The sequence below is a fragment of the Rectinema subterraneum genome, assembly GCA_009768935.1.
Classification (GTDB): domain Bacteria; phylum Spirochaetota; class Spirochaetia; order Treponematales; family Rectinemataceae; genus Rectinema; species Rectinema subterraneum.
Map to the genome: position 1 here is coordinate 1 of WESA01000010.1, position 20,713 is coordinate 20,713.

The window sequence follows — 20,713 nt, forward strand, 5'->3', positions numbered from 1 at the left end:
CAGTACTTCCCGAGCGAAATCCCCATTGCGGTGGGACGGACAAGCGGCTTCGTGCTCGATGTCAGTCACTGCACACGGCGGCGCTCAGGGAGCATGCGGCAGGACCAAAAGGCGAAGGCACAGGCGCTCTATTCGACGATTCGGCTCGAACGGGGTGGGATCGGCCGGTCATTCAGGGAGGTGCTGGCGACGAGCCTTGCTGTGCAGCCGCCACAGCCTCAGCGGCCCTTCGTGCTGATCACCGATGAGAAGCCCGACTATGCGCGCCTCGTGCGGAAGCTTGCAGCCTACTGGGGTGAGGGAGGAGGGCGACTCGTGCACCTGAGGATTTCTTCACACCTGCCACGGACGATCCACAATCCACTCTTTTCTTCGAACTACACCGATCGCGAGCTCAGAAAGGACCTGGCGAACCACCATCGTGAGAGTGTCTGCTTCAACCGCAATGTCGCAAACGGCATGCTGCGCCTCTGGGCCTACCTTATGTGGCACAACTACTTAAAGCCCTACCGTATCCGCTGGCCGAAAGGCCGAAGACCCGCCACCCATGCCGAGGCGAGCGGCATCGATGCAGCTGCGCTCGAGAACGTATATAGAAGCTTTTTCGAAGAACGGGCGTTTCTGACACGAAGCCCTTTGAGTCCGACGATGGCGAGAAGCTGGAAGAAGGAATGGCGGACACCGGGGAAGGAGAAGGCGGAGTATATTCCTAGGCTGGCGCTCGCTTGAATAGCGTGTGCTTGATTGTCGAGGTGCGTTCTTCTCAGTGCCCTCTTTTACACAAGGTTGAGAGCACTCATCAGGGATTGCCGCCTCCGAACATCTTCGCCATCGCTCCCTTGTTCTTCACCATCTTTTTCATCATCGACCTGCTTTTTTCGAATTTCTTGAGAAGCCGGTTGACTTCCGCCACTGATGTCCCGCTGCCTTTTGCGATGCGGCTGCGGCGTGAAGGCCCGATAATGAGGTGGTTTTGACGTTCTTTCTTGGTCATTGAAAGAAGAATGGCTTCTTCCCACTTCATTTCCTGCAGATCAATGCGGTCTTCATCGATTTGGCCGGCAAGGCCGGGAATCATCTCGAGCATGGATTTCACTGAGCCCATTTTCTTCATTTTATGGATCTGGTCGAGGTAGTCTTCCAGCGTGAATGTTTCCTGGCTCATCTTGCGCTCGAGATCGAGAGCTTCTTTCTGGTCGTAGACTTCCTGCGCTTTTTCGACGAGAGAAACAATGTCGCCCATTCCGAGAATGCGGTTAGCAATTCTATCGGGATAGAAAGGCTCAAGCCCTTCAATGCGCTCGCTGACGCCAATGAATTTTATAGCCTTGCCAGTAATAGATTTAAGCGAGAGTGCCGCGCCGCCGCGTGTATCCGAATCGAATTTGGTGAGGATGACGCCAGTCACCCCGATTTTCTCGTCGAATGCTTTCGCGATATCGACCGCAGCTTGGCCAGTCATTGCATCAGCGACAAGTAGGCTTTCCACAGGCGACATCGCGTCCCTTATCCGGACTAGTTCCTGCATGAGCGGTTCGTCGATCTGCAATCGGCCAGCAGTATCAACGATGATCACATCATGGCCTTCGCGGCGGGCTCGCGCGAGCGCATTGCGCGCGACCTGCACCGCATCGTTCGAATCTTCGCGATGAATGTCCACCCCGACCTGTCCAGCCAGCACCGCAAGCTGTTCCACTGCCGCAGGGCGCACAAGGTCACATGCCGCAAGCAGCACTTTTCGCCCTTTATTCTTGAGCATATTAGCTAGTTTTGCAGCAGTAGTTGTTTTGCCCGATCCCTGGAGGCCCAAAAGCAAAATAACACTCTGAGTATCCGTTCCCTTGAGCGCAAGATCCTGCCGCTCGTCGCCAAGCAGCGCAACCATTCGATCGAAGACAATTTTGATGAACTGCTGTCCGGGCGTTACCGAACGCAGAACTTTTTCGCCTTTGGCTTCTTCGAGCGCGCCATTAATGAAGCGCCGGACGACTCTGACATTGACATCGGCTTCCAGAAGCGCGATTTTAATGCGATCGAGCGCATCTTCGACGTTTTTTTCGGAAATCGAAGCCTTGCCGCTTATGGTGCGAAACACATCGGAAAAGGTTTCGGATATTTTTTCAAGCATACTGCATTCCCGTCCTGATTCTCAGAGATTCCCCTTGAGCCCGATATCCGCAGCAACACTTCGCAGAGCGACAATTGTCTCGCCAATCAGCTCTTCGAGCGGCATATCGAGCATCTGTGCTCCTTGCTCGATCACACTCCGCCGCACGCCCGCAGCAAAGGCCGCCGAACCCCATTTCTTCTTTACCGATTTGACTTCCATGTCGAGCACGCTTCGGGAGGGCCGCACATACGCGCACGCAGCAATAAAGCCAGTCAGCTCGTCGGTCGCGAACAGCACTTTTTCCATGACATGGGCTGGCTCCACATCGCTGCAGATACCCCAGCCGTGGCTCTCCACAGCACGAATGAAGGCCTCATCAAAGCCAGCTGGTGCAAGGATTTCCCGCGCGTGGCGCAGATGTTCTTCCGGGTACTTCTGGTAGTCGATATCGTGCAGGAGCCCTACCAGCCCCCAGTATTCCTCGTTTTCGCCATAGCGATGCGCAAAATGCCGCATGACTGACTCGACGGACAACGCATGGCGCCACAAGGATTCATCATTATTCCACTGTCTCCACAATGCCACTGCCTGATCTCTGGTCATGGGATATACCTCTATAGAAAATTTCTGGAACGCTATTGTAGCCGAAGCACTATTCTTGCGCCAGCCTCTATGGCAGTTCCCGGCGGCGGATCCTGCGAAACAACATATCCGTCGCCATTGATAATTACTGTAATGTCGCTGCGCAAAAGCAAAGGCAGAAGCTGGCGTTTCGAAAAGCCACCAAGATCTGGCATTTTGGCGCCTATGACTGCCGGAGCCGGTTCCTGGATAGTGACAAGCCCGTCGTGCATAGCATTCTGGCTCTTGCCTCTCGGAAGGCCAAGAATGCTGATTGCCGACTCTGCCGCTTCACGCAGAACAGGAGCTGCAATCTGCCCTCCGAGATACGAATCCCCTTTCGGTTTCACAATGGCTACATAGATAGCGACTTTCGGATTATCGGCAGGCAGAATGCCCAGCGTGCTTGCGATAAAATCTGTCTCCGAGTAGGCACGGGTTTTCGGATCGATCATTTGGGCGGTGCCTGTTTTTACTGCCATGCGGACATCGGGGACTTTCGCTCGCCAACCTGTACCTTCAAGGCTAGCCGCGGATTCCATTGCAGTAATGATTGCTCTCGATGTCTCGGGAGCAATAACCTTGCGGAGTGCAACCGGCTTATGATTGTATAGTATTTTGCCATCTGCTTGTTCGATGCGCTGTATTGTCTCTGGCTTGAGCAGGATGCCACCATTTGCGACTGCTGATGCCGCGGTTATCATCTGGAGCGCAGTCACGCGGATTTCCTGGCCGATAGCCACCGTTGGTTTCGTGCGAGCAGACCACTTTGCCGGCTCTCTCAGGCTACCTGGATTTTCTCCTGGAGATCCGATACCTGTTTTTTGCGTAAATCCGAAGTTGATGAGACGTGAGTAAAATTCAGCTTCCGACATCCGGTCAGACGCATAGCCGGCGCCAGCATTGCTGCTTTTTGCCAGTATTCCCGCCAAATCCAACATGCCATACGAGTGCAGATCTTTGATGATGATTTGCTCGCCCGAGGGAAGGGTCTTGCGGTATGCTCCATCGCAATTGAATTGCGTTTTCGGTGTTATCAGGCCCGCATCGAGCACCGAAGCCATCGAAAATATCTTGAACACGCTGCCAGGCTCGTAGGAATATACGGACATCCGGTCTTCGCGCTCTGCTTCCTTGAAGGCACCGAAATTGTTCGGATCGAAATCGGGCATCTGGACGTATGCAAGCACTTCGCCAGTGTTGACATCCATCGCCATCAGAAACAGCGATTCAGCGTGATTCTCGTTGAAAGCTTTTCGTGCTGTCTGTTCAAGCGCATATTGAAGATGCGCATCGATGGTGAGGTAGATGTCGCTGCCCCGAACATTTTCGCTGCCTGCCCCTGACAATTCCGTATCATATTTATATTCTACCCCTTCGAGGCCGCGATTCCCTTCGCCGGTGAAGCCAATGAGATGCGAGGCAAGCCTTCCTTCAGGATAGATGCGCCCGCTGATCTCCTCAATGAGAAAACCTGCAAGCTGACCCTTGTCTGCCTGGCTGAGAAGCGGCTTGACTGTATCAATGTCCAGTCTTTTCGCAAGATACACGAAATTCTGGCTGGAGTCCCTGATCTTCTGCTCGAGTGCGTCGGCACTGGTGTTGAGCGCACTCGCGACAATGCGCAAATCCTCATGTATCCGGAACGGATCGATTTCATTTTTCCGGATTGCAATATTGAATTTCGGAATATCGAATGCAAGAACGTTCCCGTTCCTGTCAAGAATTCTGCCTCGCTCGGTTACAGTATTTGTTGACTTTTCTGTTTTGTCCGGGCCTTCGATAGCCAGTACTGCATATCGCACGAGCACTGCTGCTGCAAAAGTGAATAGCACAAAGATGAGCAGACGCAGCCTTCGATTGAAGCGAGCCTGTGCATGATTCTCCATTCAGTTTACCTCTGGGGAATTACTTTGCCGACAAAGGCATCAAAAGTTACAAGTCCGAAATCCCTCGAGTCAATCGATTCGATTCCGTTATCCCCGATCAAAAAATATACTGGCATTGGTTGCTGTTCACGGATTTCGCCAATTCGCTTGATCACTATTTCGTTCGTGCCAGGGCGCAATGCAGCGACAACCTCACCGCGCACAGGGCGTCCCCAGCGGACTATATACCTTCCTGAAGGCAGCCGAATTCCATATGCAGCCTTGAATATGAATACTACCTCCCCGTTGCGGTAATGCGGCAGCATCGATTTGCCCTGCACAATTGCTGCGTCCGCCACAAAAAATCGCAAAAGAATGGCAACTATCACCACCAGCACGATAGTGATCAGTGTGCTGTCGAAAGATTTTGCTGATGCTGGAGGTCTTTTCCACATATACAGAATTCCTTTCCTGCTATTTTCATGGTACATTTCGACAGCTTAGATTAAATTATCGGCTAAATTCTGCCGATACAAGAGAAGCGATGAATCTACAAATTCAGACTGACGATGCCATACTCGAAGCTGAAGATATTCTCCATAAGCCGCTCGTGTCTGTGATGTCAGGAGAAAATTTTGTAGTAACTACTCCTGCAGCACCCCGCTACCGCTCGAACAAAGAGCGCCCTCATTATGTTCCCCAGAATGTCCCCACAAGCAAAACGCCCAAAGCCCGAGCCAAAAACAGAATAGATTTTCGAACATTGTTCCGTTTGAATGAAAAAAAGAACCATGCGCCGAGATCAGGAAAACCGCAGCGAAACAATAATGCCGGAGCTATAAACAGATTCTCGGTCCAACCTGCGATGTTTCCCCGGACTATTGTTGATGTGCCGTCCGAGCTCGGCACAGGAGTACCTGGCGCAGACAAACATCGGCCGTTCGAGCTCGGCCTAGTTCGGCGCCGCCCGGTCGCGCGCAGCACAATGCGCACATTGCTCCAGGGAAAAATGCTGCATGCATTTGCCAAAATTCGTGCGCGATGGATTATCGCTCTTGCCCTGGTGCTCGCCGCCGCAGGAACCGGATTTCTTGCTGCTTCGATAATCTCGAACTCTCATCCTATCATATCCCTTCCAAACGAAAATTCCGCCCAGGATGCCCTTATCGCTATGCTCGAGCCAGAGCCTTCTGCTGTCCAAAACAGCGACACAGCGCTGCCGCCTCTACCCTCCCTTCTGGTCGAACGATCCTATACTGTGCGGCGAGGCGATACACTGCAGACTATTGCGCGGCAATTCGGCCTGCGCGAAGACACCATCATTTCAGCAAATTCCCTCAATTCGAAAACTCAGCTTCAGGTCGGCAAAACTCTCAAGATTCCGAATATGAACGGCGTGTACCACACGGTTAAGCGAAACGAAAGCCTTTCCACAATTTCCCGTGCATATGGCATCGAAATGGTGCGCATTGTTGATGCCAATAACCTAGCTTCGTCAGCGTTGCGGGCGGGCGACCGCCTTTTCATACCGAACGCAAAGCTCGATTCTTCAGTCCTGCGCAATTTTTATGGCGACACCTTCATATGGCCTGTGCGCGGCCCGATTTCATCCCCATTCGGATATCGCACAAATCCGTTCAGCGGAGAGCGCACGTATCATGCAGCAATCGATATTGTGGTGAACAGAGGCACATCCGTCAAAGCCACCCGCGAAGGCAAGGTTGCCGACACCGGATACAATGCAGTATTCGGCAATTATGTGATCATCCGTCATACCGATGGCTACCAATCGCTCTATGCACATCTCGATGCAATTCTTGCCCGCAAAGGAGCACGCGTGAATCAGGGCGAGGTTATCGGGCGCTCCGGCAATACCGGCCAGAGTACAGGGCCGCACCTCCACTTTAGCATTTTCCGCAACGGGCAGGCGGTGGATCCGCGGAAATACGTAAAATAATCCGCGGCTCTGTCTGCTAATGTGCACACAAAGCCATCCTGTTGTTATAAAATATCATACATTTCGCCCAATTCACCCTACCCTGAAACTAGGCCAGATTTTATCTAATTTTTTATAAAATATACATTTAATTTATATTTTCTGCGCTTCCATGCTTTTGGCACAGCTCTTGCAGACTATTCTTCCGAGAACTGCATACGGAGGAACCATCATGACTATTACCGACAACGACGAAAGCCTTTCTCTCTATTTCGATTCGATCCGGAAAATCCCTCTTGTAACCCGACAAGAAGAATCCATACTTGCTTCCAGAATCGCCAGGGGCGACAAGAACGCCCTCAAAAAACTCATTGAAGGGAATCTTCGCCTGGTTGTACGCATTGCAAAATCGATGTGGATGCCGCCCCACTCCCTTATGGACCTCATTCAGGAAGGCAATATAGGGCTTGTAAAAGCAGCGGAACGCTATGATGCTTCGAAAAATGTCAAATTCTCGACCTATGCGGTTTGGTGGATTCGCCAGGCAATATCTCGCTCGCTCGTGAACACAGGCAGGCAGATCAGAATTCCCCATCGCAAGGAAGATGCACTCAGGCGTCTCAATGCGATTCAAATGCGCAAGAGCCTTGAAATCTCGCGCGCGCCGACTGAAAAGGAACTAGCGGATGAACTTGGGTGCAGCGAGGCTGAAGTCTCCAACATCATGCATCTCGGAGACCAGCCGATTGCGCTGGAACAATCCGGAGATGAAGAATTGTCAATACTCGATATCTATGAAGACTGGCGTTACAACCCCGAAAGAGAGATCGAGAGAGCCAGCATAAGCTGGCAAACCGCATGGCTTTTGTCAAACCTCCCTTCGCGAGAGCGAGAAGTCCTCTCGCGGCGCTACGGTTTTGCAGAGGGACGCACCGAATCGCTCAAAGCAGTGGGTGCGGTCGTTGGCTGCTCTGCTGAAACAGTGCGCCATATCGAAAGCAGAGCGCTCAAGAGCCTGTGGCATACAGCCGCACGTGTCGGCCTGACTGCGTAAAACAGCACAGCACCAGAAGAAAGCCCGGCTTGATGAATGGTGCGCGCCGGGGTACCATACATTCTGTGGGCACAACACAGAAGAGACACACCCAAAAATATTCCTTGGTGATAGCCTGTGCGGCATTCGCGGTATTTGCATTGTTCGCGCTTATCAATGCCTGCACCCCTAAAGATTCAAGCAAGAAGCAAGCGCAATCGAGCCGCTATGGCACGCCTGAATATGTGATCGAGCTGCCCCCGGGCTATGAAGACCTCAAAGTCATTCCTGAAAGCCAAAAAGAGCCGCTGACCCAGCCGCCGGCCAATCCGGAGTCCCTGTCCGGCTCTCAGCCTGGAGCACCAGGTGCCGGCGCATCAGTCGCAAGACTTGCCCGGCCTGAAGGCACAGTGCCTTCAGGCGCGCCGGTACTGATCATTGTCATCGATGATGTCGGCTACAACAACGGTGAGCTCAAACCGTTTCTCGAGCTGCCCTTTCCGATTACCTTTGCGGTTTTGCCGCAGCTGCCGCACAGCGCAGATTCTGCGCTCTCAATCCAGAAGGCTGGCAAGGAAATGATTCTCCATCAGCCCATGGAAGCGCTCGGGGGAAACGATCCGGGTCCGCATGCTGTGTATCTTTCGATGGATGAAGCAACTATCGCCAAGACTGTCGCAGAGAACATCGACAGCTTTCCCTATCAGCCCAAAGGCATGAACAACCATATGGGTTCGGCGGTAACCCGCGACAGAAATGCGATGACCCCTGTCCTGAAACTTGTCAAAGAGCGTGGCATGTATTATCTTGATTCTCTCACAACGCCCGGGACAGCGATTTCGGAATTGTGCCGGGAGCTTGGAACACCATATATGGAGCGCAATGTGTTTCTTGACAACAAGAGCGACCGTGAATCGATTCTTGCAGCGATAGAAGAAGGCAAGCGCATTGCGCGCAAGCGCGGTGCAGCCGTAATGATCGGCCATGTATGGTCGACAAACCTCGCCGCTACCCTGATGGAAATCTATCCCGAACTGGTCGAGCAGGGCTATTCGCTTTCGACTATAAGCCAGTACATGCAACTGCAAGCAGAAGAGAATTCCGGACATGCGGATTCTTGGAATTGAGACTTCCTGCGATGAATGCGCCGCTGCAGTCGTAGAAGACGGCCGGCACATACTCTCGAATGTCGTCATGACACAGATTCCTCTGCATGAGCGATACCAGGGAGTAGTGCCGGAAATCGCAAGCCGTGCCCATATTGAATGGATTTTGGGAGCGGTCAGACGCGCTTTGGCGGAGGCACAGCTCGATATCGACGACATCGATGGCGTCGCTGCGACAGCAAAGCCGGGGCTCATCGGTTCGCTTGCGGTCGGGCTTTCGTTCGCAAAGGCTTTTGCATGGGCTCGGGGGCTTCCGTTCAAAGGCATAAACCACATGCTTGCGCATCTCTATGCACCACAGCTTGAGGAAACGATCGAATATCCTTTTCTGGGCCTTCTGGTGTCCGGCGGACATACCATTATCTGCCGCGCTGACGATTTTGACTCGATTGCGGTTCTAGGCACTACCATCGACGATGCTGCAGGCGAAGCCTTCGACAAAGTCGCAAAGTACTATGGGTTCGGCTATCCTGGCGGCCTTGTAATCGATCAGCTTGCTGAAAGAGGCGACGAAAATGCCTTCAAGTTCCCCCTGCCCTCCTTGCATAAAGGAGAACATCGCTACGATGTATCCTATTCTGGCCTGAAAACAGCCGTTATTCATCATCTGCATTCGTACCTGCAGCCAGGAGCAAGCATAAGCCCGGAAAACATCGCCGCAAGCTTCCGGAAAACCGCAATCGACACACTGCTTTCGAGGCTCTATCGGGCGGTCCGCGACACAGGTATCCGGACAATCGTCGCAGGAGGAGGCGTCGCTGCCAACGCCTATTTGAGGCGCGAGCTTGCAGGCAAGAAAGACCTACGCGTATTCTTCCCCCCGCTATCGCTATGCGGCGACAATGGAGCGATGGTCGCAGGCATTGCTTGGCACTATTTCTGCCGAGGAGAAGCTGATGGCTGGGATCTTGCGCCCAGTTCGCGCGTTATGGATTTCAAATGGAGACAGAACCACCCATGATGCCCGCCAGCATGAATATCGAAAAAATCAACCTCGAAGAAGCGGCGCGCATCGCGCTCGCCGAATGCATCGAGCTTAAAAAACAAGAAAATGTGCTCATTATCGCCAATCCGGATACCGAGCAGGCGGAAATTGCCCAGGCCTTCTTCGAGCAGGCTGAAGAAATGGGCGCTTCCCCCCGCCTTCTCTTTCAGCCTGTCAAGACGCAGGCAGATTACGCCGAGGACGAAGTCATAGAAGCGATTGAAGCAGCGCCGCCCGTCATTCTCTCTATCTCGACCGAAAAGCTCGGCAAGGATCGAAAGCGGCTCTCTTCGCCGCTCAAGGCGCCTGATGGCCGCAGCTTCGACCATATTTTCCATTATCTTCTGCATGGAATTTCCGCGATTCGGGCAATCTGGACGCCGGGTATCACCAAGGACATGTTCATTCGAACCGTTCCTGTCGATTACCTGAAAATGCGCGCCGCTGCCGACAGGCTCTCCGCTCTTTTGACTCAGGCGTCTGTGGTCATGGTCAAAAGCCCTGGTGGCACCGACATTTCATTCAGTATTCAAGGGCGTAAAGCCATGCGCGATGATGGCGACTTCCGCTCGGCAGGCAAGGGCGGCAATCTTCCCGCGGGTGAGGTATTCATTTCTCCTGCCATCAAGTCCGCTGAAGGAACCATTGTGTTCGATGGCTCAATTTCGGATATCGAAGGAGATATCGTTATCCAGAAACCAATTGCATGCACAGTGTGCGGAGGCTATGTGATGGGAATCGAGGGCGGAGAAGAAGCCGACCGCCTGGAGAAGGCTTTGATGCGCGGCTTGAATATGGCGTCGCGGCTTTTGCACCAGCAGGGAATGGCACCCGAGACAGCCCTGTCCTATGGCACGAATGCGCGGCACATCGGCGAATTCGGCATCGGGCTTAATCCTGCTGCCCGCATAGGCGGCAACATGCTTGAAGACGAAAAAGTGCTTGGGACAATTCATTTTGCGATTGGATCGAACTATGACGAGGATGCGCCCGCGCTCATCCATCTCGATGGGCTCGTGAAATCGCCGACTGTCGTGCTTCTCATGCCAACGGGCGAAGAAATAACCATAATGGAGCATGGCGCACTTTCGATGGTTGCGGCGCTGACGGAATAATAGCTCGCTTTATTTTCAAGCCCACAGCATTTCCAGACTCGCTTTTATTTTAGGCCCGCTGCCTTCCTATTTCACAAGTGCACAGAAATCGTTATACTCGCACCATATGGAACAGAAGAAAGCAATTCATTGGGCTGACCAGACAGCCGAAAAGATTATCCAGACCTGGGGCGATAAAGAGCTCTATACCTGCGCCTCCGGCATAACTCCTTCCGGAACTGTCCATGTCGGCAATTTCCGCGAGATGATCTCCGTCGAACTTGTAGTGCGCGCCCTGCGGCGTCTTGGCAAGAATGTGCGTTTTATCTACAGCTGGGACGACTATGATGTATTCCGAAAAGTCCCTCTCAATATGCCCAATCCCGAGATGCTTGAGAAATATCTGCGTTTTCCCATAACCATGGTGCCCGATCCCTGGGGGCGGGATGAATCCTATGCCCGGCACCACGAAGTCGATGTCGAAACAATCCTGCCCGAAGTGGGGATTTATCCTGAATTCATTTACCAGGCAAATCGTTACAGAGCAGGCACCTATGCAGAAGGCATGCGCCGCGCGCTCGAAATGCGCGAGCACCTCAAAACGATCCTCGACAAGTATCGCGACGAAGACCATAAAATTCAGGGCGAATGGTGGCCGGTCGCTGTGTTCTGCTCGAACTGCAACCGCGACACAACCGAAATAGACGGCTGGGACGGCGACTGGGGCCTTACCTACCACTGCGAATCCTGCGGCCACAAAGAAACCGGAGATCTTCGCACGCTTAAAGGCGCCAAGCTTGTATGGCGCGTCGATTGGCCCATGCGCTGGGCGTATGAAAAAGTAGACTTCGAGCCGGCAGGCAAGGATCACCACTCGCAGGGCGGCTCCTTCGACACCTCCAAACATGTGGTTGAAGACGTCTATGGGCGTAAACCGCCAGTCACCTTCCGTTACGACTTTATCGGCATCAAGGGCTCGCCGGGCAAAATGTCCTCGTCCAAGGGCAAAGTGGTCGACCTGCCGGACCTCCTCCGCGTGTACCAGCCCGAAATCGTGCGGTACCTCTTTGCGGGCACACGGCCGAACACGGAATTCGTCATCAGCTTCGATCTCGATGTTATAAAGATTTACGAAGACTACGACCGAACCGAGCGCATCTACTGGGGCACCGAAAAAGCAAAGAATGAAGAAATCGAGGCGCTCGAGCGCCGCATCTACGAACTCTCGCAGGTCGAAAGCGTTCCCGAAGAGATGCCCTACCAGATTCCTTTCCGCCACCTGTGCAACATGCTGCAGATTCACCAGGGCAATATCGACAGCGTTATTGCACTTCTGCCTGATCTGAAGCCGTCGCAGGAAGCACGAGTGCGCAGGCGAGCTCAGTGCGCATGGTACTGGATTACTGAATGTGCCCCCGAAGATTTCCGCTTCTTCCTCCGCAAGCCTGGCGAAAAGGCCGAGCTCAGTGAGCTCGAGGAAGCCGCGGTGTGCCGCCTGCGCGATGAAGTGGTCGCCAAGCTTGATCAGTTCGCTCAGGAAAATGAAGTCGCGGAAGCGATTTATGCGGTTGCCCAGGCGAGTGGTATCGAGCCGAAGCAGCTGTTCCGGGCTTCCTATCAGGCGCTTATCGGCAAAGATCAGGGGCCGAGGCTCGCAGGCTTTCTGAAGGCCATCGGCAAGGAAAAGGTGCTGTCGATTCTCGAGCAGTACTGAGAGCTGCTCAGCGGTAGGGCGGCTTTCTGACCGGAAAGCCGCCCAAGGCGTGCCGCCCTTATGACGCGCGGCGCACTTGAAGCTCAACGCAGCCTGCTCGCAGCGCACCAAAGCTTTATTTCATTTTTGCTCATTCACGTGCGCTTTTCTGCGCCTCATCCTCCAGGAACCGCACATCTTCTTCAAACGTGCTCATAGCCCGCAGCCAGAAATCTGGCGTTTCGATATCAAACCCCGCTTTTCGCGCCACCTCTACCGCGGGCAGAGAACCCGTGGCCCTGAGCAGCTCGCGGTAGCGCCGCGCGAACGAAGAGCCCTGCTCCTTATAGATTTGGTACAACCCCACTCCGAACAGCTGTCCGAACGCATACGGGAAATTGTAGAACGACAATGAGGGAATATAATAATGCCCCTTCACCGCCCACATGTATGGGTGCTTAAGCTCGGGCTCCATCGCGTCTCCGTATGTTCGGTTCTGCGCATCGAGCATGAGGGCGCACAGGCGGTCTGCGGTGATTTCGCCATTTGCTCGCTCTTCGAACACGGCCTTTTCGAAATAGAAACGCGAAAGGATATCGACGATGACCTGGCACGCATCCTGCAAATGCATTTCGATGAGCGGCAGCCTCGCGGATTGGTCGAGCTCGGCCATCGCGGCGTTGGACACAAGCGTTTCGGAGAAAATCGATGCTGTTTCGGCAAGTGTCATTGGGTACTGCGACAGCAGCATCGGCAGGTCTTTTATGGTTTCATAGTGCCAGGCGTGGCCGAGTTCATGCGCGATGGTTCCGAGCGAGGAGAATGAACCATCGAAATTGCAGAACACGCGAGGCTGCCGCGCTGCCGGAAAATGCGTACAGTAGGCGCCGCCGCTCTTTCCTTCGCGCGGCTTTGCGTCGATCCAGAAATGCTCGAATGCATGCGCAGCGAATGCGGCCATATCCGGATCAAATGTCCCGAACTGCCGGACAATGAAGTCCCTTGCTTCGTTCCATTGGAATGTGGGCAGCATCGCGCCCTGCCTTTCCACCGGCCCGAACAGGTCATAGAATGCAACCCGCTCGAGCCCCAAGAGCCGCGCCTTGGCTTTGAGATAGCGCCGCCACATAGGGAGCGATACTTCCATTGCGCCAATGAGGGCATCAAGGGTTGCACGCGAAATTCGTGCCTGCGCGAGCGATGCTTCGAGTGCGCTTTCCCAGCCTCGCCTTTTATTGAGCGTGGAAACAGTGCCTTTGACTCCATTAAGGGCTGCAGCAACCGGCATTTCGACCGACTTCCAAATGCCCAGTTCGAGCCTGTACGCTTTCTCACGCACCGCACGGTCGGGATCATATGCAAGGTTTCGGAGTTCGACCATTGTTTTTCGTTCGCCTGTGGCTTCGTCCCATACTGCGCTGGTATTTGCCAGAATTGATTCCTGCAGGCGCGACCATGCATCGGCTCCTGAGCGCCCAAGATCTGCTGCAAGGTCCTCAAGTTCCGGAGCCATCTGATGCTTTTGAAAGAAAAGCGCTTCTTCGAGTACAAAGGCGTACGGAGCAAAACGCGCGTCCGATGCAATCGCTGCCTTCAGCTGTTTTTCGTGCTGTGCAAGCATGTTCCTGAACTGCACGAGCACCGTCGTCGCGGGCACCAGCAGTTCTTCTATTTTGTTGAGCTCGGCAATAACCACAGGATTCTTTGTTTCGGTACTGAACCGCGCATAGACATATGCTGAAAGCGTGTCCGCAAGCACTTCGATCTGGTCGAGTTCGGCAAGAAGCGCCCAAAGCCAGTCCGCAAATGCCGCATCGCCGACCGGCGGCGAAGATTCAACCAGATAATTCTTTGCTTTTTCGAGCATTGCTTTGATGCGCACCTTCGCTTCCCGGTATTTTTCCGATTCAAACCCAGGAAAGACATCATCGAGATTCCATGTGGGCACATTCAATGTTTCTGCCATGATTTCTCCCTTTCAAATTCAATTCAAATCCAATGCTGGTTGCCGTCAGACCAGTCCATGAGCTCTTCAGGCTTGAAGAACAGGGATATTTCCCGAGCTGCGGCCTCGGGCGAGTCGGAGGCGTGGATAATGTTGATATTCGTATGCATCGCATAATCACCGCGAATAGTACCGGGATTCGCCTCTTCCGGCTTAGTCGAGCCGCACATCATTCTGAGGATTTTGATCGCCTGGTCTCCTTCGAGCACCATCGCAACGACCGGGCTGGAAGTAATGTACGCGACTAGCTCATTAAAAAATGGTTTTCCTATGTGTTCCGCGTAATGCTTTTCTGCGAGTTCCCTTGTAATTCGCATTATTTTGAGCCCGATGATATCGAATCCTTTCCTTTCGATCCGGGATATGATTTCGCCTGCGATACGCCGCGACAGGACGCCAGGCTTCAGCATTGCAAATGTGCGCTCTATTGCCATTCAAAAACCTCCGTAATGGCTTTCAGCATATCATGGCTTTTTGGAGATTGTCACCGCTAGATGCTATGAACCGGCGCAACCGGCGGGACTGCTTGCCATCCATTGATTGGAAAGCACCGAAGGTTCATGATACTAAGGATGAACCGGGAATTCCATTATTATGTTGTGTGCTACCTCGCCAGAAAGGCTGGGTTTCCTCCGGAACATGCAGAAACTATCGCGCTTTCGAGCCAGATGGTGGATGACAGCAAACTTCCATGGAAAATAGAAGGCGAACAGAATAGCGGCCATCCGCATACGCTTCCGGCTGACCAATCCGCCAGCTTCATGACCGAAGTGACGCAAAATTACCTTTTCTGGGATCCCAAAATCGCAAGAGATGTCTATCTACCCTTTCATTTCATCCCGGGCGATCCTCAGCTTGCGGCCATGAAGCGGAAAGACAGGAAACTGCATCCTCTCGCGGTCACCGCAGACAGCCAGAATGCAAGAGCCCTCCTTGTCGACGCGCTCCGCAGCGGAAACCTCTTCAGAATCGGCATTGCGCTCCATTCGTATGCCGACACATGGGCGCACCAGAACTTTACAGGAACAGCCGACCCCTTCAATGAGCTCGAAGCGCGCAATATTCTTCCCGCAGTCGGGCATTTGCAGGCAGGAACCACTCCTGATCAGCCCCAGGCTTTGTGGAGGGATATGCGACTTGCTGCTTCATACGAAGATATTTCGAACAGCGCGCGATTTCTTGAGGCAGCGCGCATGATATACCGCTTTTTGAGCACAGCGCAGCACAAAAAATTCGAGGACGAGGCATTTGTCACAGGTCCTCTGGAAGAGCTCTGGCTGAACCGCCGGACATCGAAAAATGACAGCCTCGCTGCTGCCAGTGATTATGTGATATATTTCGACGTGCCTCCGTATGATCCGGATAAATGGTTCAGAAGCCTCGAGGCAAGACAATTCGATACGCGCGAATTGCTCAAGGCAATTTCGGCAGAGGGCTTCGGAACAGAATGGCTCGGTGCCTTTTCCGGCCAATCGATGGTTAGAGGGACGATTTCGATTTCGAATTATAGCGATTCTATGTTTGCACAATGGAACGCCGCAGCGAGCGCACATAGAGATGCGTTTATGAAATTGATGCACACGAAAGGAATTCAAGTTCTATGATGACATTTGACTCAAGAAACCAACACAATCAACAAGATGGCGAGGAAAGATCAGCTGAACAGAGAAAATACCGGATTTTTGCGCTGCTTTTTGCCTTGACGGCCTTTTCTCTCGTTTTTTCTTCATGTATGTCGGTCCCGAGAGATGTCGCGGTTTCGGGCCTTTTCGATCACTTCGAAAGAACACCGCAGGTGCTCGCGCGGGCGGAAAGTGCATTTTTGCGGGATATGGCCGCATCATTCGATGATTCGACGATCCAGGCGCTCATTTCAATGACTTCGGAGAATCCGGACAATGGGCAAAAGCCTATCAATCGCGATCGCTTGGACAAGACGCTCGCACGGGCGGAAGCGGCAGGAATCGGCATCTCGTGGAACAGCAAGGAGAGTCCGAGCATCGAAGCAGTATTTGCAGGCAATTTCCCAAGCCTTTTTACATCGCTTTCATTCAGCCTCGATGGCAACTGGAAAAGGATTGAGGGAGGATATGCCTCGAAGTCCGGGAAGCTGTATGTCCGCGACCCATACGCCGGCAAATTGCATTTCACTACATGGGCACCGGAGCAGCTGAACAATTCGATATCTGCAGCTTCCTCGATAGCTGAACGAAGCGGTTTGCTTGCATCTGCATCCGATCTTGCCATCTACCTCGATGCCAAATCCGCTCTGGTCTCGCAGTTGCCCATTCTGGACGGCGTCACTCTTCCTTTCGATGGCATTTTGCTCACCGCTGAGCGAGATCGCACAAGCCCGAAAGGCGCCAATCCGCATGCGCGATATACCGCCATATTCAAAATCCAGATGAAAGATGAACAGACTGCCCGGACATATCGACCCATCATGCGCGTAATGTGGGCACTCGTTTCAGGGAAGCTCACTGCTCTGGGTATTCCGGTTTCTCCCGAGACCTCTATCGAGCAGCAGGGTTCGCTGTTTGCTACTACCCCCATCAGCATGAGTGCCCGTGAAATTGTGAATGTTTTTCTGGCGCTGTCGAACATGAATGGAGGAAAAGCGGCCAGCGGATTAGTGGCTGCTCCACGGCAATAACCCTTGTGGCGCAGGTTGAGCTTTTGCAAACGCAGCTATCAGGTCGACCAGGATTGCCGGCACCTTGAATAAAGGATCGGTAAAGGCCGCATAATTCTCGTCTTCTCCATGTACTTCTTTGAGCACATAATTCATGCCAGGAACGATCTTTATTGCGGCTGAGGGCTTGGCATCAGCCAGCTTTGCGAAAGCTTCGCGGCTGACTTGCATGTCGTTCTCACCATACACAAGCAGGACCGGCACTGGCACTTTTTTCAGTTCTTTTACAGGATCAAAGGCAAGCCATGAAGCGAGCCATTCTTTTCTGCTGGGGGAGAAGAAATCGGCAAGAATTTCAGGAACGGGGATGAGAGCGCCAGTCTTGATGAGCGTTTGTGCAGCTTCCATGGCGGTGTTGCGGATTTCCTCATCCTGGTCTTCGAGCGAGCCTGCAAGGGCTTCCATCGGACTCTGCCCGCTAGAATCAAGCATAATAAGGCCATCGACTAGATCGGCATCCTGGCCGAGCTGGTTCAGGGCTGCGAGCGCCATCCACGCGCCTTCATTCATCCCTGCAAGGATGAGCCTGCCTTCCCGCGGAAGCGCTGCGGCAGCACGAATGACTGCAGCAAGATCCTTCACATGCTGGGCAAAACTCGTCATATGCCCGGATTTCTCCAGCATATAGGCCTCGGCCGCCCCCCGTCGGTCATACCGGAAACTCCCCACATTGCGCGCGCGCAAGCCTTCAGCAAGCTGCAGAAGCGTATCTGTCTTGCCCGGCACTTCGAAATTGTTGCCATTGCGGTCTGTTTTTCCTGCGCCTGCAACAAGAATCACAAGGGGAAAAGAGGCAAAAGCAGCAGGGTTCAGTTCGGCGGCAGCATGCACCGGGAATGTGATTGTTGCTGGAAGAAGCCCGCCTTCTGCAGGCACCTCAAAGGGCATTTCGCCTGGCTTCAGCTGTGCTTCCTGTTTTTGCACATAAAAAGAACCTTTCCAGGAACGACCGCGCACCGTGCCGACGATTCCGCCCTTTTTGGCACTTCCTTGCGGGGCAAATGTGCCAGAATAACTTCCCGAGAACGCGAGCTCCTCTTCTGCTCCTGTCGCATCAAGCACGAGCGAAAGGCTGTCAGCGTTCAGCGAATATCGATCGACAGGATACGAAAACATGCCTTGTTCCGGAATATCGACCAGCATCCCCCTGCCTGCTGAAAGAATGCGGATGACGAAGTCAAAGCTGTAATTGCCCGACTGCCCTGTCTGGACCGGCTGAAGAATGAGTTTGCCTGCCCACGTGCCCGGCGCGATTTTGGCACTTGTATCGGCCTGAGCGGCTGGCGCTTCGAAGGATGGAACAGCTGCGACTGGAGTTTCTGAAGCTGGAATTTCTGGGGCTGGAATTTCTGCGATCGGTACTGGTGATATCTGAGAAGCCGAAGACATCTGCGCGCAAACTGCTCCCCCCGCACCAGCTGCCAGAAAAAGGAAAATCGTAAGAAACCTGATTGCCAGGCTGCTTTTCGGTATCATTTTCTCAAAAAGCGACCAATCTCTGAAATGAATGCATTATATACTGTCTCGGCATCCGGGCTGCCATCGATGGTCAAAAGAAGGCTCCTGTTGCCATACCATCCAATAAGTGGCTCAGTTTCTTCGTGGTACGCATTGAGCCTCGCCTTGACAGTTTCTTCCTTGTCGTCATTGCGAATGTAGAGCTCGCCGCTGCAAAGGTCGCAAATTCCTTCCACTTTTGGCGGCTTTGTCACGACATGATAGATCGCTCCGCACACCTTACACACCCTTCGGCCGGTGAGCCTGAACAGAATAAGCTCATCCTTGACTTCGAAATCGACAGCGGCATCCAGCGAAGAAAAACCAGCAAGGGCTTCAGCTTGTGCAATCGTTCGCGGGAAACCGTCGAGAATGTAGCTTCGCTGCGCATCGGGCCAGGAAAGCCGGTCTTTTACGATCGCGATAGTGAGCTCATCCGGAACAAGCCCCCCAGCTGCCAGAATAGCCTGAACCTTGAGGCCCAGTTCAGTCTTTTCCTTGACAGCTGTGCGGAATATGTCTCCTGTGCTTATCTGGGGAATGCCAAGGCGCTCTGATACCATTCTCGAAATTGTGCCTTTGCCGGCACCCGGAGGACCGAGGAAAACAAGTTTCATTGAATCTATGCTCATGTTATCTATATACACCATTTCGTGATATTGAAAAAGGGCGATGCAGCGCGGAATTCAGCCCCCAAGCCTGAAAGCTGGAGCGTATTCGATACTGCTGGAAAGTTATTCCTGATCGGATGACCAGCTTTTGTGCATTCGGTAGCGAAAAATAATCTCCATCTTGTCACGAATGGAAGCTGTCGGCAAAACAATTGTAAATGCTTGCTTTGTGCGGAAATCGGTGCTTGAGGGGGTCGCGACGATATGCGGATCGAGCATCGCGCACACGTTCTCAGCCTCGATCTTTTCGAGATAGGGCCTCGCTGCTGATTCTTCGTCTCTCTGCACGACATGGATACAGTGCCGCCAATCCACACCGGATTCCTGGGCCTCCTTTTTCCATATGCGCATGTCTTCGGAGATATATTTCGCGGCAATGGGCAATACATCGGAGCCTATGAGATGTGTAAGCTCGAGCGACAGACCGCTATGCATGCCAATGAACCTTCGTACGATTTCGATGGTATCGGCTTGCATACCCAGATCGAGCACTTTGATGAATGGGTCGAGAATGCCTTCAACTTGCATTCTTGCAATAGAAAGGCGGAATGCATATTCGGTTTTAAGCGGTTTTGCCGGGTCGGGCGAACCTTCCGGCACAACAATCACAAAGTCCGATGTGCTCATCTCCGAAGCGAGAAATCGTACGGCAACGGTGAGATGGGTAAGCTGGAATGGATCGAAAGAGCCAATATAGATGCAGGCGCGAATTTTTCCTCTGTCGGCTCGGATTATCTTTGGATATTCGGAAAGGTCCACAGGCACGAGCAAGCCGCTTGTCATTTTTCGATCGATGCCGTCGAGCCCCTGAATGAGCAGATTTTCGTAATATGAGTAGTCCCTGATCTCGGCACACGAGAAATACCCCGTATTTGCGTTTTGATCAAAGACCTTCTTGAGCTTTCGAGCAACGATATCTACGCTCGCATGTGAAAATCGCGAAGGCCATCTTGGGCGGGAACAGGGCTTCCCGGGCGTATCCCATTCAAATGATGCCATACAGAATCAAGTATTAAATAAAAATCTTTTCAATGCAATGCTTCTTTCAAAGATTTAAATGGGCGGCGAATTCTTGCAGCTTACGCATATGTATGGCGACCCTCAAATGCATTGTGCCAAGCGCATGTATGATTGCCTGCATATGCGCGCCACCTTGCATATTCGCGCCGTCCTGAAAATGTAGTATTTCTTATTTTAATATTAAATATGAAAATATTTTATAATAGATAATTTTTTATCATATAAATAACTCCATATCATATTTATATTATATAAAAATTGCTTGATATAATTTTATAGATAATTTTTTCTTGACAAAAACAGCAACATGTAGCAAAATTAT

Annotated in this window: 18 protein-coding genes; 9 read left to right on the forward strand and 9 right to left on the reverse strand. The window is 52.6% G+C overall.

Going from position 1 to position 20,713, the window contains the following annotated elements:
- The coding region (locus GAP13_RS04295; protein WP_503473370.1) for a hypothetical protein at positions 1-729 on the forward strand (729 nt) is incomplete at its 5' end.
- A 70-nt stretch (positions 730-799) separates the two neighbouring features.
- Here the strand turns inward: GAP13_RS04295 and ffh are convergent.
- From ffh to GAP13_RS04315, 4 genes are read right to left on the reverse strand one after another with little or no spacing between them, the layout of a single operon-like run.
- Positions 800-2,128, reverse strand: a complete 1,329-nt coding sequence (gene ffh / locus GAP13_RS04300) for a signal recognition particle protein (protein ID WP_158906552.1) — start codon at positions 2,126-2,128, stop codon at positions 800-802.
- A 21-nt stretch (positions 2,129-2,149) separates the two neighbouring features.
- Positions 2,150-2,713, reverse strand: a complete 564-nt coding sequence (locus tag GAP13_RS04305) for an HDIG domain-containing metalloprotein (RefSeq protein ID WP_158906554.1) — start codon at positions 2,711-2,713, stop codon at positions 2,150-2,152.
- A 32-nt stretch (positions 2,714-2,745) separates the two neighbouring features.
- Entirely contained in the window at positions 2,746-4,620 is a 1,875-nt protein-coding gene (locus GAP13_RS04310; RefSeq protein ID WP_158906556.1) for a PASTA domain-containing penicillin-binding protein, read from the reverse strand.
- Positions 4,621-4,625: 5 nt separating this feature from the next.
- On the reverse strand, positions 4,626-5,054 hold the full coding sequence (locus GAP13_RS04315; RefSeq protein ID WP_158906558.1) for a S26 family signal peptidase: 429 nt from the start codon (positions 5,052-5,054) through the stop codon (positions 4,626-4,628).
- Between the two features lie 89 nt (positions 5,055-5,143).
- On the opposite strand from GAP13_RS04315, the gene GAP13_RS04320 reads away from it, so the two are divergent.
- The 6 genes from GAP13_RS04320 to lysS all read left to right on the forward strand — a co-directional run bounded on the left by GAP13_RS04320 (position 5,144) and on the right by lysS (position 12,527).
- Positions 5,144-6,556, forward strand: a complete 1,413-nt coding sequence (locus GAP13_RS04320; protein ID WP_158906560.1) for a peptidoglycan DD-metalloendopeptidase family protein — start codon at positions 5,144-5,146, stop codon at positions 6,554-6,556.
- A 151-nt stretch (positions 6,557-6,707) separates the two neighbouring features.
- Positions 6,708-7,589: a sigma-70 family RNA polymerase sigma factor gene (locus GAP13_RS04325; RefSeq protein ID WP_158906562.1), complete on the forward strand. Its 882-nt coding sequence runs from the start codon at positions 6,708-6,710 to the stop codon at positions 7,587-7,589.
- A 65-nt stretch (positions 7,590-7,654) separates the two neighbouring features.
- Positions 7,655-8,695 (forward strand): divergent polysaccharide deacetylase family protein, encoded by a 1,041-nt coding sequence (locus tag GAP13_RS04330; protein ID WP_158906564.1) that lies wholly within the window; start codon positions 7,655-7,657, stop codon positions 8,693-8,695.
- A complete protein-coding gene (gene tsaD / locus GAP13_RS04335) occupies positions 8,676-9,695 on the forward strand; it encodes a tRNA (adenosine(37)-N6)-threonylcarbamoyltransferase complex transferase subunit TsaD (protein ID WP_158906566.1) in 1,020 nt (339 codons plus the stop codon). The genes GAP13_RS04330 and tsaD overlap by 20 nt, the downstream gene beginning before the upstream one ends.
- 11 nt (positions 9,696-9,706) lie before the next feature.
- Positions 9,707-10,834 carry an aminopeptidase gene (locus tag GAP13_RS04340; RefSeq protein ID WP_158906568.1) on the forward strand — a complete coding sequence of 376 codons (1,128 nt, stop codon included), beginning with the start codon at positions 9,707-9,709 and terminating at the stop codon, positions 10,832-10,834.
- A 106-nt stretch (positions 10,835-10,940) separates the two neighbouring features.
- Complete coding sequence (gene lysS, locus GAP13_RS04345) at positions 10,941-12,527, forward strand: lysine--tRNA ligase (protein ID WP_158906570.1); 1,587 nt, start codon at positions 10,941-10,943, stop codon at positions 12,525-12,527.
- A gap of 130 nt (positions 12,528-12,657) precedes the next feature.
- Here lysS and GAP13_RS04350 read toward each other — a convergent pair whose 3' ends face one another.
- Positions 12,658-14,472 carry a M3 family oligoendopeptidase gene (locus tag GAP13_RS04350; RefSeq protein WP_158906572.1) on the reverse strand — a complete coding sequence of 605 codons (1,815 nt, stop codon included), beginning with the start codon at positions 14,470-14,472 and terminating at the stop codon, positions 12,658-12,660.
- A 23-nt stretch (positions 14,473-14,495) separates the two neighbouring features.
- Entirely contained in the window at positions 14,496-14,945 is a 450-nt protein-coding gene (gene ndk / locus GAP13_RS04355) for a nucleoside-diphosphate kinase (protein WP_222126146.1), read from the reverse strand.
- 138 nt (positions 14,946-15,083) lie between these two features.
- Between ndk and GAP13_RS04360 the strand changes: the two genes are divergently transcribed.
- Both GAP13_RS04360 and GAP13_RS04365 read left to right on the forward strand, forming a co-directional pair.
- Positions 15,084-16,115 (forward strand): DUF6765 family protein, encoded by a 1,032-nt coding sequence (locus tag GAP13_RS04360; RefSeq protein ID WP_158906574.1) that lies wholly within the window; start codon positions 15,084-15,086, stop codon positions 16,113-16,115.
- A gap of 128 nt (positions 16,116-16,243) precedes the next feature.
- Positions 16,244-17,164, forward strand: a complete 921-nt coding sequence (locus GAP13_RS04365; protein ID WP_158906576.1) for a hypothetical protein — start codon at positions 16,244-16,246, stop codon at positions 17,162-17,164.
- On the opposite strand, the gene GAP13_RS04370 is transcribed toward GAP13_RS04365, so the two are convergent.
- From GAP13_RS04370 to GAP13_RS04380, 3 genes are all read right to left on the reverse strand, one after another.
- Positions 17,141-18,679, reverse strand: a complete 1,539-nt coding sequence (locus tag GAP13_RS04370) for an alpha/beta hydrolase (protein ID WP_158906578.1) — start codon at positions 18,677-18,679, stop codon at positions 17,141-17,143. The two genes, GAP13_RS04365 and GAP13_RS04370, sit on opposite strands and share 24 nt — an antisense overlap.
- Positions 18,676-19,317, reverse strand: coding sequence for an adenylate kinase (locus GAP13_RS04375; RefSeq protein WP_158906634.1), 642 nt, complete (start codon positions 19,315-19,317; stop codon positions 18,676-18,678). Before GAP13_RS04375 ends, GAP13_RS04370 begins: the two co-directional genes overlap by 4 nt.
- A 117-nt stretch (positions 19,318-19,434) precedes the next feature.
- Positions 19,435-20,370: a hypothetical protein gene (locus GAP13_RS04380; protein ID WP_158906580.1), complete on the reverse strand. Its 936-nt coding sequence runs from the start codon at positions 20,368-20,370 to the stop codon at positions 19,435-19,437.
- Positions 20,371-20,713: the final 343 nt, after the last annotated feature.